The sequence below is a fragment of the Lysinibacillus sp. 54212 genome (assembly GCF_036662795.1).
In the GTDB taxonomy this organism is placed as follows: domain Bacteria; phylum Bacillota; class Bacilli; order Bacillales_A; family Planococcaceae; genus Lysinibacillus_B.
Genome location: NZ_JBAFWZ010000043.1, coordinates 1 through 15,072 on the forward strand (window position 1 = coordinate 1; position 15,072 = coordinate 15,072).

The window sequence follows — 15,072 nt, forward strand, 5'->3', positions numbered from 1 at the left end:
TTTAATATGAAACTTTATTGTTAACGTTTTGCTTGTTCAGTTTTCAAGGTTCATTCCGTTACCACTTCAAGCAGCAACTTTTATATCTTAACACTTACCGAAGTTCGTGTCAACAACTTTTTTAAAATTTGTTTGCCATCCTTTTAAAACAGCAACTTTTATACTTTAACATAGACCATTTTAAGAGTCAATGTTTTTTTGTAAGCTTTTTTGTTACGCCGCTTGTTTCAGCGACATTTAATAATTTAACATCATTAGCCACGCTTTGCAAGTGTTTTTTCTAAAAAAATTATAAAATTTACTATAAACCAATGCTATTATATTCCTAAACTCTATAAAGCATTAAAATTCTACTTTATCCTCACTTTTTCTACGGGTGTTTTGTAACTGCGCAGACGATACTGCCAATCTATATAGTAGATAGTACTTTTGATTCCGCTAGATATAAAAGGAACTATCAGCAAAGTAGTCGTTACTAACCTAGCATTGATTATTAAGATCGAAAATCCTTCTCCTGTTTTTGTGATTGTCTCTTATAATGAAGAAATTCCTTTTTCGCATATATGAAACACAGATTCCCCATAATCCCCATGTATTAAGTGATCACACTTTGATTGTTTTACTCACTTAATAGTAATCTTTTTTACCACACTTGGAATTCTTTCATCATTATTTCTCTCATTTTCTTAGATATATAGAGGAAATATCGTTTAATTCAGCTGGAAAAAGGGCGTGAAATTGCAGCTTTTATCTTTTAGATTTAACATTAGCGAGCTAACAAGTAAGTGGAAGTACCTATAAATTTCGGCGTTACTCCAAATCATAAGGGGAGTAATTTTGCTTTATAAGCTGAACTCCGATGATAGCAGATCAGATATTATGAAGAGCAAAGTAAACTACGATTGTATCGATGCCCTTATAATAAGCTAATCTATAGATACTTTTCTTTAAGCCTCTTTTTAACTAGCACATAAAATAACCCACATTTTTAAAAAACACCGATTTTGATATACAACTTATAAATAAATAAGTGCAAGTTATCACTTTTCTAGCATTTTACACTTATTTAAAAATAAGTTGTATATCATTTTCGCCAATTAGCTAAATTGCACTTATAAAAACGATGCAAACTTACAAAAGCAGGAGTCTGAATTGCATTGATTGCATTCTGACTCCTGCTTTTTTTTGCGAGGTAGTTTATTATATACCACCGCAACTGAATATTATTTTGTAATATGACGCATCGTTGGGAATAATAGCACGTCACGAATAGATGGTGAATTCGTTAATAGCATAATTAAACGGTCGATACCGATACCTAAACCACCAGTTGGCGGCATACCGAATTCTAAAGCTTCAATGAAATCGTTATCCATTTCATGCGCTTCGTCATTACCAGCTGCCTTTTCAGCCATCTGTGCCTCGAATCGTTCACGCTGATCGATTGGATCATTTAATTCCGTGAATGCATTAGCGTGTTCACGACGAACGATAAATAACTCGAAACGATCTGTGAAGCGCTCGTCTTCAGGGTTTTTCTTCGCAAGTGGTGAAATCTCTACTGGATGCCCTGTTACGAATGTAGGTTGAACTAATGTTTCTTCTACTTTTTGCTCGAAGAATTCATTGATAATGTGACCTACTTCGTGTGAAGGTTTGATTTCTACACCATGCTCAGCAGCGAAAGCACGCGCTTCTTCAACCGACATTGGATTCCAGAAATCTACGCCCGTTGCTTCTTTTACTGCATCTACCATGTGTACACGTTTCCAGCCTACCGCTAAGTCGATTGTATCGTCACCGTATTCAACAGTTGTCGTACCCAACACTTCCTGTGCAACATGTGCGATTAAATTCTCTGTTAGGTCCATGATATCGTTGTAGTCTGCATACGCTTCGTATAGTTCGATCATTGTGAACTCTGGATTGTGGCGAGTTGAAATTCCTTCGTTACGGAAAACACGGCCGATTTCATACACTTTTTCTAAGCCACCTACGATTAAACGTTTTAAGTGAAGCTCAATTGCAATACGCATGTAAAGCTCCATATCAAGCGCATTGTGGTGTGTAATGAACGGACGTGCTGCTGCACCACCAGCAATTGTGTGAAGCATTGGCGTTTCCACCTCTAAATAACCTTGAGTATCTAGGTAGTTACGAATTGCACGGATAATTTTAGAACGAGCAATAAATGTTTGCTTGCTATCTTCGTTCGTCATTAAGTCCAGGTAACGTTGACGGTAGCGCTGTTCTACATCTTGTAGGCCATGGAATTTTTCCGGCATCGGGCGTAGCGCTTTCGTTAAGAAAGTAAATTCAGTTGCTTTTACTGATAATTCGCCAACCTGTGTACGGAATACATTTCCTTTAACGCCGACAATATCGCCAAGGTCCGCTTTATTAAATAGCTCGTATGCTTCTTCACCTACTGCATCTTTACGTACATAAATTTGAATTTGGCCACCTAGGTCTTGTACATGCGCAAAGCCAGCTTTTCCTTTGCCGCGCTTAGTCATAATACGCCCTGCGATGATTACTTCTTTCGGTGATTCTTCAAGCTCTTCTTTTGAAAATTGGTCGAACTGTTCCACGATCCCTGTTGATAAATGTGTACGCTCGAAACGGCTACCAAATGGGTCTTGTCCGTTTTCACGAATATCTGTCATCTTTTGGCGTCTCACCAAAAGTTGGTCGTTTAATTCTTCAATATTTGACACGTTTGTCACTCCTTATTTAATTGTTCCGCGCCCTTGTGCGGTTCATTTGTCCATAATTTCTTATTGTACACAATTTTTCAGATGTATTCATCCCTTTCGAATTAATTGATATTGTTTTATTATTCTGACAATCGGTGGGTAGTATGATGATGGATTGCTTTTTAGGGTGGATTAATGTTTGGACTGCTAATGGTGTTGGGGTTGTTTTGGATCGGGTGGATGGGTGCTTTGTTCGGATGCACAACTCTTTTGTGCGGTTACGTGATCTTTAAAAAATACTAGCCGATTTTTTTGAAAATACTAGCCACTTCTTGAAGTTTACTCACCAATCTGAAAATTCACGGCAAAAATACTAGCTATACGTACTTGCGGGCACTCTTTTGTTCGGATGCACTCCTCTTTCGACCGGTTAGGTGCTCCTTTCGAGTCAAGTCCACAATCTTGTGTAAATTACCCGTATGAAAAAAGGAGCTACGGCTGTAGCTCCTTCCATTATTAAACGACTTCGATTTGTGATGTGGCTTGGGATGCTTCGTAGTCTGCTACGACACCTGTGAGGAGCGTGCGAAGTTCGACTTCTGTTTCTGCTCTGTTAATAGCATTACGGATTATGCCGTTGCCGCGAATGCCTTTTAAATACCAAGAGGCGTGCTTGCGCATTTCGCGTACTGCTACGACCTCGCCTTTTAATGCCATTAGGCGCTCAAAATGAAGTAAGCATACGTCGATTTTTTCGGCAACGGATGGCTCACCGATTAGTTCGCCTGTTTCCAAGTACTGAACTGTACGATACATCATCCACGGGTTACCTAGCGCTGCACGACCAATCATAACCGCGTCGGCACCTGTATGATCTAACATACGCTTCGCATCCTGAGGAGTTTCTACGTCACCATTTGCGATAAACGGGATGTTAATATGTTTCTTTACTTCGGCAAGCACGTCCCAGTTGGCTTTGCCCTCGTACATTTGTACACGTGTACGGCCGTGCATTGCGATAGCAGCGGCCCCTGCACGCTCTGCTGCCTGGGCATTTTCAACGGCGAAAATGCGCTCTTCATCCCACCCGATTCGCATTTTCACTGAAACGGGCTTATCTACAGCATCTACTACGGCCGATACCATTTCATAAATCTTATTCGGATCAAGCAGCCATTTTGCGCCCGCTTCACATTTAATAATCTTATTTACCGGACAGCCCATATTAATATCGATAATATCCGCAGTGGTGTTTTTATCCACATATTTGGCTGCTTGTACTAAATTTTCCTTATCGCCACCGAAAATTTGTAACGTTAATGGGTTTTCGCGTTCATCAATATAGAGCATTCCCATTGTTTTTTCGTTACGGAAATTAATTGCTTTATCACTGATCATTTCTGCATAGACTAGCCCAGCGCCGAACTCTTTTACCGTTAGACGAAAGGCGGAGTTACAAATGCCAGCCATGGGTGCGAGCACGACACGGTTGTCCATGACGATATCCCCGATTTGAAATGGCTTTTGCCTATCGTTAGTCATCCTCGTATCCTCCTATAAATTATTCACCGATCAATTCTTGTATATCTATATTAAGCTCGTCTGCAATATGTTGAAGCAGCTCAGTAGATGGAGGCTTTTCTCCTCGTTCGATTCGCCCTAAGCTTGTTGCGGAAATACCAAGTCGTGCAGCAAATGCTACTTGCTGCACGCGTTTTAATTTCCGGAACGCACGAATTCTTCTACCGTAACACTTTGCTTCCATTGCTTGACGCCTTCTCTCTGTCTATCCATTGATGCGAGTACCTCGTGCGCACGTTCTAGCTTCACATTCGTTGGCTCACTTATTTCAACAAGTGGCACTAGCACGAACGCTCGCTCATACATTCGCTCATGCGGCACAATTAAGTTCTCTGCTTCAATATTTTCGTGATTATACAGCAAAATGTCAAGGTCAATAATTCTAGGACCCCATCGGAATTCGCGTACACGACCTAGCTCTTGCTCGATTTGCTGGCATAGCGAGAGCATGGCAAATGGGTTTAAGGTCGTTTCTAAACGTACGGCAATATTTAAAAAGGAAGCTTGGTCAACAAAGCCAACAGGTGCCGTTTCATAAACCGAGGAAACCGCTTTAATATCAACAGCCTCGTGCTCAGTTAACAGACGTACAGCTTGCTTCAAATTGTCGAATCGCTCGCCAATATTGGTGCCGATGGATAAATACACCTCATTCATGAAAACGTACCTCGCACAATTTCAACCGCTACTTCCTTATAATGTCCTGGAATCGGTGGATCTGGTTTAATAATTTCAACACGACACCCGAATACAGCACCCTCATATTGCGACAAAATGCGATTAGCAACCGTTTCAGCAACGGCCTCAATTAGTTTAAACGGCTCCCCTTCAATAACTTCCTTGCAAATATAGTAAACGCCAACATAGCTGACCGTATCTTCTAAATTATCCGTTTCTCCCGCACGTTTAATATCAACTGCAAGAGAAACTGAAGCACGAAAGCGTTGACCTAGCACATTTTCCTCTGGTAATACACCGTGATAACCAAAAAACTGCATATCACGTAAATGAATGTAATCCATGATTATTCCTCCTCGTACTTCCTTTTTCCGACTAATACATCTGTCATTTTAACAGCACGCGCTACCTCGTCTACATCGTGTACTCGAACGATATGACAGCCGCGCTCAATCCCGAATACAACGGTGGCGATTGTGCCCTCTAATCGCTCATTTACTGGTAGCTTTAGCACATTACCAATCATAGATTTACGTGAAGTAGCAAGCAGCACCGGGTACTCCATCGCCACCAAATCCTGTAGATGCCTCATCATTTCAATATTTAATTCGGTCGTTTTCGCAAAGCCGATACCTGGATCCAAAATAATATGGTGCTCCGGAACGCCGGCCGCTTTTGCAATGGCAATACTTTCTGCTAAGTCCGCCTTTGCATCCTGCCAGAAATCATCATAGGAGGTGTTTTGACGATTGTGCATTAAAATAATCGGCACACCGCATTCTGCAGCAACCTTCGCAATCGCTGGCTCTGCCTTCGCTCCCCAAATATCGTTTATAATATGCGCACCTGCTTCCACAGCCGCGCGCGCTACCGATGCTTTATACGTATCAATTGAGATAATCGCTGGCACTTCTTTGACAAGGGCCTGAATTACGGGCACGACACGCGCAATTTCTTCCTCATCTGAAATGCGTTCATAGCCTGGTCGAGTGGATTCCCCGCCCACGTCTATCATTTTTGCACCAGCAGCGACCATTTTTTTCGCCTGCTCTAATGCAGTTTCGACCGAATTATATTGCCCACCATCCGAAAAAGAATCCGGAGTTACATTTAATATGCCCATAATAAATGTTTCTTTTGTATAGTCTAGTTCGATGCCGTTTAGGACTAATGGTGTCGGATAGTTTTCTAACATAGTTATTCTCCCTTTAAACGCTGTGAAATTTCATATAAATAAGCCTGATGCAATCGCTGATACACAGGTCCCTCTGCACCCATAAATGCAATATCACCTAATGTTTTAATTGGCACTAGCTCCTGCACTGAATTTGTAATAAAGCATTCATGTGCCTCCTCTAGCTCACCCTGCAAATATTCACCTTCACGCACGTACATGCCGATTCTTTCGGCTATATGAAGTACACGCTGTCGGGTAATGCCTGGCAGCACACCTGTTGAAACAGAAGGCGTATAAAGTATATCATTTTTCAACCAAAATATATTTGACGTAATCCCTTCTGCAACGAGCCCGTATTCATTTTTGAAAAAGCCTTCATAATCTGCTAAATTCGGTAGCTCCATCCGACCAAGAACATTATTTCCGTAGTGATGGCTTTTGGCGCGAATATCCGACTCTGGTGTACTACGAACGGTTTTTAACCAGACCGCTTCCTTTTCCTGACCGCGTGGACGAAGGGGTATTGGCTTCCTAAACACAATGACAGTCGGATCCCTGTACTCAGTCGGCTGTAGCCCAATATCATGTACTCCAGCTGAGACGTTAATACGGAAATAGCCATCCTCCCCGCCTGCCGCTTCATTAAGAGTTGTGATAATGTCTCGGAAATCGGTCACTTTATAAGGTAAGTTCATAAAATAATGGCTACATGCACTCGACAGCCTGCTATAGTGATCTTGTAAAAAAACAGCCTGTCCACTATACGTACGAAGGGTTTCAAAAAATCCAAGCCCGTATAAAAAACCGTGGTCAAACGGTGAAATTTTTAAATCATTCGAATCAATATATTGTCCATTCATCCAACAAAGCATGCCTTCTCCCCCTTATTTACAATGCAGCTCGATAAATTCCTTTAATAGCTGCTTGCCGTCCTCTGTCATAATCGACTCTGGGTGATATTGTACGCCCTCGATGGCATATTCCTTATGACGAATCCCCATAATTTCACCCTCATCCGTCCATGATGTAATTTCAAGACAATCCGGCAGAGACTCACGCTCAACGATTAAGGAATGATAACGGGTTGCTAAAAACGGGTTCGCATTTTTCCGATGCAACCCAATTCCCGAATGATGAACAGGTGACGTTTTGCCGTGCATTAAGCGTTCAGCACGAATGACATTGCCCCCAAATACCTGTGCAATCGATTGATGTCCTAAGCAAACACCGAGTATCGGAATTTTCCCTGCAAAATGCTCGATGATTGATAAGCTTTCCCCCGCTTCGTTTGGGCTGCATGGACCCGGTGAGATGACAATCATCTTCGGCTGAAGGTCCTCTATCTCCGCCAGTGTCACCTCATCATTACGCTTCACACATAGCGTTTCACCAAATTCCCCAAGGTATTGCACGAGATTATACGTAAATGAATCGTAGTTATCAATCATTAAAATCATTGTGTTACTCCTTCCGCCATTGCCTTTGCCTGCCACATCGCTTTTGCTTTATTAAGTGACTCGATAAATTCATTTTCTGGAATCGAATCAATAACAATACCAGCACCCGCCTGGATATACGCCATACTGTCTTGAATAAATGCCGTTCGAATGACAATGTTTAATTCCATATCACCCGTGTAGCCAATCCAGCCAATCGAGCCTGTATATAAGCCGCGACGAACTGGCTCTAGCTCTTCAATAATTTCCATTGTACGAATTTTCGGTGCGCCCGTAATCGTACCACCTGGGAACATCGCGCGAATAATATCCGCATTTGTCTTTCCTGGTGCCACTTCCCCGCGCACATTCGACACGATGTGCATCACATGTGAGTAACGCTCAATGACCATAAACTCATCAACCTCGACTGTGCCATATGCTGATACTTTACCTAAATCATTTCGCTCTAAATCGACTAGCATCACATGCTCGGCACGCTCTTTTTCATGGTGAATGAGCTCATTCGCTAACGCAAGATCCTCCTGCTCTGATTTCCCTCGTGGACGTGTACCCGCAATTGGCCGTGTAGAAAGCTCTGTGCCGTCCCGTTTGACAAGCAGTTCAGGTGAGCCACTGACAACGGCAAATTCAGGGCTTTCAATATACGCCATATACGGCGATGGATTAAACGAACGAACCGCCTCGTACATCGTCATTGGCGCCGCATTTAATTTTTTAGCCTGGCGTACCGATAAATTGACCTGGAACACATCCCCTTGCGCGATATACTCTTGAATTTTTCGTACTGCGTCTTCAAACGCTGACCCCGAAAATGAAATAAGCAGCTCATTTTGGTCAGGTTTTACTTCGATTGCCTGCTCCGCATGGAAAAGACGTTTTTCAATTCCGTCACGGGCAGCCTCTAACCAAGCCTCTTTCCACTCCTGTAAATCCACCTCAGAGCTAGCGAGCTTCATCAATGTAACCTGATTACTATGTACATCTAATACCGCCCAAGCATCGAATAAATAAAAATAAATATCCGGAATGTGTAAATCATCTATTGTATCTATAGGAAGCACTTCAATTTTCCGTGCATAATCATACGTAATAAAGCCAATCGCGCCACCTTGAAAAAACGGCAGATCCGATTGGCGATGGAAGCCATATTGGGCAACTAATTGCTCAACCAAATCTAACGGCTCTCCTTCACGAAATTCCTCACGACCGTCGTGCCACTGTATCGCCAAGCCATTGTCAGTTGCATACGCAGTTGCAAATGGGTTCCATGTCGCCATACATGCTTGACCTCCACGACCACTCTCTAAAAACACCCGCTTATTGTACTCATTTGTTTGTTCCTTAAAGCTAGAAAAAAATTCATCTTTCGTCATTGAAAATGAAACCGTTTGTAAAACACTCACACTTGCTCGCTCCTTTTACATTTGCTCCTTTTTATTAAACTAGAAAAAGCGACAGAAAGCTATTTTTAGCGTGAATTATTAGGGAGTTAGGTTCTTCACTAAAAGTTAGTGGTGATTTCCGTTGCGCCAGCGCGCTTTCCTGGGGGCGTCCGATGAGCCGCTTCACTCACTGCGCTCGCTCCAGGGTCTCATCTGTGACGCTAATCCCCAAGGAGTCACGCTGGCTCCACTTCAATCAACAAAGGGACCGTCTGAAAAGACATTTTAAGACGGTCCCTTTGCGACGAGGATGGTGGCATGATGATGCGATTACCGCAGGAGCAATATTTCTTAATGGATAATTAATGAGGATCAACATTTAGCATAATGTTTTATCTAGAAATATTTCCAGCACACGTAACGTAAAGTGGCGAGTGTAGCTGACGGCTGTGCCTTTCGCTACAGAGCAATGTTTTTCTGCACCGGAAGTGAAGCGGCAGGTGCAAAGCTTCCAGCGGGAGAAGCATGAGCTGAAGCACCCGGACTGAGCGTAGCGAGGGAGAAGGCTGAAGCCATGCCCGCGGAAAGCGTCCGCTCGGAGTGTAGTGTGCGGTGCATATATAGCAACTGCGACTTATGATAATGAACCATTTTTCAACAATCTATCCATAAAATCATTCAGCAAAATTGCGTATGGAAATAGATAATCGGTCTATACTATTAGAGATTTCACTTCAAATCCAATGACTAGGAGGGTTAACCCGATGAGCGGGATTGATCAATAACTCTGAAGAAAAACTGAATACAGCTACAGCATTGTCTTCTTAAAATTAAGATCCAATGCGGAAAGCGAGGCAGTGTGTCATGGAACCCAAAAAGTAAGTGACAATCAAACCCGGAAAAATTATTTCCGGGTTCTTTATTTTGGCATATGATGCACTTTTAATTTACTCCATGTCGATTTCCAATTCTTTTTTGTTATTCTCTCTTCGTAAATTCCGATACGTTCTTTAGTCTTTGTGAAAAAAGGTGTTGGCTTCACTACTAAATTAACGGCATCACGTATTCCGTAAGGGGCGGTTAATATGATATGGTCATTTTCATCTAATTTGACCCCTAAAGCCGTTGCTGTTTCAGGAAACTTAGATATAGCATCAATAGAGGATTTATATGGAGGCATACTGTTTCTTATGTGCATTCTTGCTTGATTTTTTACCGACCAAGGAACGGTTGGTTGAAGGGATTTCAGCTTTTCTTCCAATTTCTTTTCCTCAATTTCATCCATCGTCACATCAAAAAAAATGACATCAATATCCGGAATTGGCGTCCGTTCTTGAAAGTTATGAAGTGTATCCCAAATTTTAGAACGAATAAAACCAGCACAAATCCACCAATCCGGTAAATTCAATGATTTTGCTGATTGCAATATTTTCATCATCCACAAATCTTCATTTATAAGTGATATTAATTTTTCTTCATCGATCATCTATACTCCCCCTTCAAATTGGTATAGGAACGCTTTGCTTTCACGTATACCGTACCTTAATACGTTCAAGATAAAGAGGGGTAATCCTCTATTTTCAGCAAACTTTATAGGCAGTAAAAAACCACAATCCGTAGACTGTGGCCATAAACATAGTATTAATCTTCAAATTGATATAGAGGTGTAGATAGGTAACGCTCACCGTTTGATGGAACAACGGCTAATACGTTCGCACCTTTACCTAAACGTTTTGCTGTTTCGATCGCTGCGTGAATTGCTGCACCTGATGAAATACCCGCTAGGATCCCTTCTTCACGCGCTACTTTACGTGCTGTTTCAAATGCTATCTCATTTTCAACAGGGAACACAGATGTGTATACCTCTGTATTTAATACGTCTGGTACGAAGCCTGCGCCAATCCCTTGAATTTTGTGTGGCCCCGGGTTTCCACCAGATAATACTGGCGAATCTTTTGGCTCTACAGCAATAATTTCGATTTCTGGGTACTTCCCTTTTAATACTTCCCCAGCACCTGTAATTGTACCACCTGTACCGATACCCGCAACAAATGCATCTAATTGCAAGCCTTCAAATGCTTCCACGATTTCCGGGCCTGTTGTTAAACGGTGAATTTCAGCATTTGCTTCATTTTTGAATTGTTGTGGTAAAAAGTAACCGTGCTCTTGTGCTAATTCTTCTGATTTAGCAATAGCACCCTTCATGCCTTCCGGACCCGGTGTTAATACGAGCTGTGCACCATATGCACGTAATAAATTACGACGCTCTAATGACATTGTTTCAGGCATTACTAAAATCGCCTTATAGCCTTTTGCTGCAGCGATCATCGCAAGACCGATCCCTGTGTTTCCGCTTGTCGGCTCGATAATTGTTCCCCCTGGCTGTAACGTGCCATCTTTCTCAGCTGCTTCGATCATTGCTAGAGCTAGACGATCCTTTACTGAGCTTCCTGGGTTGAAATACTCTAATTTCACATATACCGTACCTTCATTTTCACCTGTTGCATTGTTTAATTTTACGATTGGCGTGCGGCCCACTAAATCCGCCACAGAATTTGCTAATTTACTCATGTCTGTCATCCTCTCTTAATCCCTACTAACTTTATAGGTTTTCCGTTAAATGTATCTTACCAATTTTTTATATACGTTGTCAACGCATGAATCCAAATTTTTATCATGAATTTTCTGAACACTTATCTCGAGGTCAATACTGTAGAAATTCAGCGATTGTAAGCGGGGTTCTCCCTCCACACAATTAGCAAATCATAAAACCAAATACCCATAATTATAAAAATAAATATTAAATATACTTTATAAATTATGTGATATTAGAATTATTTCATAAATTCATATTAAAATATATAATTAAAAACGCTTTCAATATATTAACAGAGAGTATTAACCGGTATGCTACCGAGACAGATGCAGCAGGAAATGTTACGACGAATACGTATGATCGAGGTAATCTAACGTCTACCAAGACGCCAAAGGGAGAATTAACATCCTATCAGTATGATACACGTGGCGACTTAATTACCATTACGTATCCTTCGGGTAGTACCGATGCATTTGATACTAATTATTCGAATAATCAAAAGCGAACAGTACATACAGACGCTTCGCTAGGAATTACAACGGAAACCATTACTGATTTCAATGGCAATATCCTGTCCTTTAAAGATGGAAAAGAACAAGTAACATCGTATCACTACAATTTTAAAAATGAATTAGATTCAGTAACGGACGCCAATGGTAAAGTGACAAACTATACTTACGATGGCAATGGGAACTTAAAGACAGCGACAAACCCCAATGGAAAACAGATGTCGTTAGACTATAATGCACAAAATGCAGTCTCTCAGGAAACAAATGCACTAGGTCACTCGACTGCCTATCATTATAATGCTGACGGTGAACTAACAGAGGTAGTAAAAGCAAATGGGGCTAAAATTGGGTACGACAATAATGAGGAAACACAAACGTCTGTAGTTAAAATTAACAATACCCATCAGTTTACAACAAGGAAAGATAGCCTAATCACAACAGTGACCAATCATACTTTAAACGATCAAAAGGTCACATATACCGAGTCAGAAAACGGCTTGTTACAACGAGTTGACTTTAGCGCACCTAAAAACAATGCCATTACGTACACGTATAAAAATGAAGAAGCTCTAGAATCAATTCAGTACGGTTCAAATACAATTACCTATACACCCGATAAGAATGGCCAAACAGAGAGTGTATCTCTAAACGGTAAAACAATCGCAAGCTTTATACTGAATGCCAATGGTTTACGCACAGACATTACACTCGGAAACCATGCTTCGATAACGAATAGGTATATCGGAAATGATACACTGCTAAAAACGCAAATCTTTAACACAAACAGCACCACACCATGGGATACACATACGTATGACTATGACGCGAATAAGCAGATCGAGAAAGTTACAAGCAATGCGGGAACGGTCACGTTTACGTACGATGCTTTAAATCAACTAAAACAAGAACAGTATAGCAACGGCTTAACGATCTCGTACACTTATGACGATGTAGGCAATCGTAAGTCGAAAACCATCACGGAAAATGGTGTGACGACTACAACCGATTATGGCTATAACGATGCCAACCAACTGAAGTCAATTGGTACGCAAAGCATTGCTGTCGATGTGAGCGGTAATGTCACAAATGACGGGCGTTATGAATATGTCTGGAATGCCTTTGACCAATTAACCGAAGTAAAATCACTTACAGGCTCGAACATCGCTACCTACAAATACGATGAAAACGGTCGACGTGTATATAGTAACGATTCAAACGGTGAAACGTTCTATCGCTACAACGGCTCTACTAATCAAGTACTATTCGAAGAAAATGCGAGTGGCGCTATTGTAAAAGCGTACACGTATGACGATAACGGCTATCCGCTCACAATGACCTTCGAAGGCGAAACGTATTATTACCTAACAAACTATCGTGGTGATGTACTAGCCCTAACAAATACTAATGGTGCAGTTGTTGCCGAATACACATACGACTCATGGGGCAATATTTTATCGCAAAGTGGAACGATGGCGTCAATTAACCCCTACCGTTACGCTGGCTACCGCTATGACGAAGATACAAAGCTGTATTACGTAATGGCACGTTACTATAACCCGGATACAGGCGGATTCCTATCCCTTTACCCTGTTCGTGGGGATACAAAGAACCCAATCACGATGAATGGGTATAATTATGCGAATAATAATCCAGTGATAAATGTGGATCCGGACGGGGAATGGGCAATTACTTATTTATGGAGCAATATAAGTGTCAAATGATCACCCTTTAGAAGAAGAGAATTTTGAAAGTTTCAATCCATATTTTTCAGATATAGCGAAAATAGGAATGAATGTTAATGTGCATGGAGTATCTTTTGTTGGTAATTCAGAAGGATATCTTGCACTTTCTAGATTTTTTAAATATCTTGCCAAAATGAGTTAATGGCAAGATTCCACAACCTAAATACACGTTTATTTCCGATAATACAATCCATCAGATTCTTAACGAGGCTGGTGGATTTTTTTATTTTAATCGCTGTCACTAGCTGTACAAATGAATACTAGAATACAACGAATGACATAATGACTTGATTCTATTGTAAGGTAAATCGTCAAAAACGAATGTACATTCAATCGCCCATGGATGAATCGTATACATAATAAGTAATATTAGAAGGTATGAAAATTTTCCCTTTTCCAAAATGGAAGCCTAGATGAAAAGCATTAATTTACCCGTACTATATCGTTCAGCCCCCTATTATCTGGTAAATTATTGATAGATAGCTTTCCTTTAGTGATATGGTTTTTACCTTAAAATATGTAGGAACTTTTTTAGGCATAACTCCACATCGCTTTTAAGAATATGTAATCAATACAGAGAGGTGCAGAATTTTGACTAAACGTTACTTACCGTTTCTTTTTGCAGTGACCCTAACCATTGGAGGGTGTGGCTTAATGAATACAAGTAGTACCTCCCCGGAGAAGAAACTACTAACGGCTGCCCTGCAGGATGATTTTACTAAGGAGTTCATCCCCTCCTCAAAAGAAACTGAAGAAGGATACTATACATTTGAATCGGGCGTTGGTGGTTATACAATGCTTTTTCCGATCAATGCTGTGATGGATCAAACTTATTATCAATATCGTGACCAAGAGTATGAAGCTATTTTTTTTGGTGAAGGACGAGAAGAAGAGAACAATGGCTATTCTGTCGTAGGGCATTTCGAAGATCGCAAAATTACAAGGTTGATTGATAGTAACCTAGATTTGATGATTGGGTCAAAAAAATTAATAACAACTGAAGACTTCGAGAAATATACAATAAGGGATAACGATATCTACTTTGCAGAATATAAGCACAATATAGATGACGACAAAAACGGTTATAATTTGAATTTTTTAGGTTATATAAAATCACGGACTAGCGACAAAGCAATACGTTTAACTTATAGTTCTACATGTTTGAGTAAAACGGAAGAATGTCATCTTGATCTGGCTCAAGAAAGAGAGCGCGCGAAAAAAATCTTCCATTCTGTTCGATTTACATCTCCC

General features: G+C 40.9%; 14 protein-coding genes. 3 read left to right on the forward strand and 11 right to left on the reverse strand.

Annotated features, from left to right (window positions below; all coding sequences use genetic code 11):
• Positions 1 to 1,223: 1,223 nt before the first annotated feature.
• The 11 genes from lysS to cysK form a co-directional block, all read right to left on the reverse strand.
• Complete coding sequence (gene lysS, locus V4T18_RS17600) at positions 1,224 to 2,726, reverse strand: lysine--tRNA ligase (RefSeq protein WP_332651660.1); 1,503 nt, start codon at positions 2,724 to 2,726, stop codon at positions 1,224 to 1,226.
• A gap of 486 nt (positions 2,727 to 3,212) precedes the next feature.
• Positions 3,213 to 4,238: a tRNA dihydrouridine synthase DusB gene (dusB, locus tag V4T18_RS17605; RefSeq protein ID WP_332651662.1), complete on the reverse strand. Its 1,026-nt coding sequence runs from the start codon at positions 4,236 to 4,238 to the stop codon at positions 3,213 to 3,215.
• 19 nt (positions 4,239 to 4,257) lie between these two features.
• Positions 4,258 to 4,461: a helix-turn-helix domain-containing protein gene (locus V4T18_RS17610; RefSeq protein ID WP_332651663.1), complete on the reverse strand. Its 204-nt coding sequence runs from the start codon at positions 4,459 to 4,461 to the stop codon at positions 4,258 to 4,260.
• Complete coding sequence (gene folK / locus V4T18_RS17615; protein ID WP_332651665.1) at positions 4,413 to 4,934, reverse strand: 2-amino-4-hydroxy-6-hydroxymethyldihydropteridine diphosphokinase; 522 nt, start codon at positions 4,932 to 4,934, stop codon at positions 4,413 to 4,415. Before folK ends, V4T18_RS17610 begins: the two co-directional genes overlap by 49 nt.
• On the reverse strand, positions 4,931 to 5,299 hold the full coding sequence (folB, locus tag V4T18_RS17620; protein ID WP_332651667.1) for a dihydroneopterin aldolase: 369 nt from the start codon (positions 5,297 to 5,299) through the stop codon (positions 4,931 to 4,933). The genes folK and folB overlap by 4 nt, the downstream gene beginning before the upstream one ends.
• 2 nt (positions 5,300 to 5,301) lie before the next feature.
• Positions 5,302 to 6,150 (reverse strand): dihydropteroate synthase, encoded by an 849-nt coding sequence (gene folP, locus V4T18_RS17625; protein ID WP_332651668.1) that lies wholly within the window; start codon positions 6,148 to 6,150, stop codon positions 5,302 to 5,304.
• Positions 6,151 to 6,152: 2 nt separating this feature from the next.
• A complete protein-coding gene (gene pabC / locus V4T18_RS17630; protein ID WP_332651670.1) occupies positions 6,153 to 7,004 on the reverse strand; it encodes an aminodeoxychorismate lyase in 852 nt (283 codons plus the stop codon).
• A 12-nt stretch (positions 7,005 to 7,016) separates the two neighbouring features.
• Complete coding sequence (gene pabA / locus V4T18_RS17635) at positions 7,017 to 7,589, reverse strand: aminodeoxychorismate/anthranilate synthase component II (RefSeq protein WP_332651671.1); 573 nt, start codon at positions 7,587 to 7,589, stop codon at positions 7,017 to 7,019.
• The gene (locus V4T18_RS17640) at positions 7,586 to 8,995 is read right to left on the reverse strand and encodes an anthranilate synthase component I family protein (protein ID WP_332651673.1); all 1,410 of its coding nucleotides are present in this window, start codon (positions 8,993 to 8,995) and stop codon (positions 7,586 to 7,588) included. The genes pabA and V4T18_RS17640 overlap by 4 nt, the downstream gene beginning before the upstream one ends.
• An 898-nt stretch (positions 8,996 to 9,893) precedes the next feature.
• Positions 9,894 to 10,460, reverse strand: a complete 567-nt coding sequence (locus V4T18_RS17645; RefSeq protein ID WP_332651675.1) for a nucleotidyltransferase family protein — start codon at positions 10,458 to 10,460, stop codon at positions 9,894 to 9,896.
• A 155-nt stretch (positions 10,461 to 10,615) separates the two neighbouring features.
• The gene (gene cysK, locus V4T18_RS17650; protein WP_332651677.1) at positions 10,616 to 11,545 is read right to left on the reverse strand and encodes a cysteine synthase A; all 930 of its coding nucleotides are present in this window, start codon (positions 11,543 to 11,545) and stop codon (positions 10,616 to 10,618) included.
• 251 nt (positions 11,546 to 11,796) lie between these two features.
• Here cysK and V4T18_RS17655 point away from each other — a divergent pair, with 251 nt between their 5' ends.
• The 3 genes from V4T18_RS17655 to V4T18_RS17665 all read left to right on the forward strand — a co-directional run.
• Entirely contained in the window at positions 11,797 to 13,800 is a 2,004-nt protein-coding gene (locus V4T18_RS17655; RefSeq protein WP_332651678.1) for an RHS repeat-associated core domain-containing protein, read from the forward strand.
• Positions 13,790 to 13,963, forward strand: a complete 174-nt coding sequence (locus tag V4T18_RS17660) for a hypothetical protein (protein WP_332651680.1) — start codon at positions 13,790 to 13,792, stop codon at positions 13,961 to 13,963. The genes V4T18_RS17655 and V4T18_RS17660 overlap by 11 nt, the downstream gene beginning before the upstream one ends.
• A gap of 449 nt (positions 13,964 to 14,412) precedes the next feature.
• Positions 14,413 to 15,072: hypothetical protein (locus V4T18_RS17665; RefSeq protein ID WP_332651682.1), on the forward strand; the 660-nt coding region annotated here is incomplete at its 3' end.

Bases quoted from the DNA above. Each gene is read 5' to 3' on its own strand.
- dusB (WP_332651662.1), bottom strand. From the start codon at position 4,238: ATGACTAACGATAGGCAAAAGCCATTTCAAATCGGGGATATCGTCATG.
- V4T18_RS17610 (WP_332651663.1), bottom strand. From the start codon at position 4,461: ATGGAAGCAAAGTGTTACGGTAGAAGAATTCGTGCGTTCCGGAAATTA.
- folK (WP_332651665.1), bottom strand. From the start codon at position 4,934: ATGAATGAGGTGTATTTATCCATCGGCACCAATATTGGCGAGCGATTC.
- folB (WP_332651667.1), bottom strand. From the start codon at position 5,299: ATGGATTACATTCATTTACGTGATATGCAGTTTTTTGGTTATCACGGT.
- folP (WP_332651668.1), bottom strand. From the start codon at position 6,150: ATGTTAGAAAACTATCCGACACCATTAGTCCTAAACGGCATCGAACTA.
- pabC (WP_332651670.1), bottom strand. From the start codon at position 7,004: ATGCTTTGTTGGATGAATGGACAATATATTGATTCGAATGATTTAAAA.
- pabA (WP_332651671.1), bottom strand. From the start codon at position 7,589: ATGATTTTAATGATTGATAACTACGATTCATTTACGTATAATCTCGTG.
- V4T18_RS17645 (WP_332651675.1), bottom strand. From the start codon at position 10,460: ATGATCGATGAAGAAAAATTAATATCACTTATAAATGAAGATTTGTGG.
- cysK (WP_332651677.1), bottom strand. From the start codon at position 11,545: ATGAGTAAATTAGCAAATTCTGTGGCGGATTTAGTGGGCCGCACGCCA.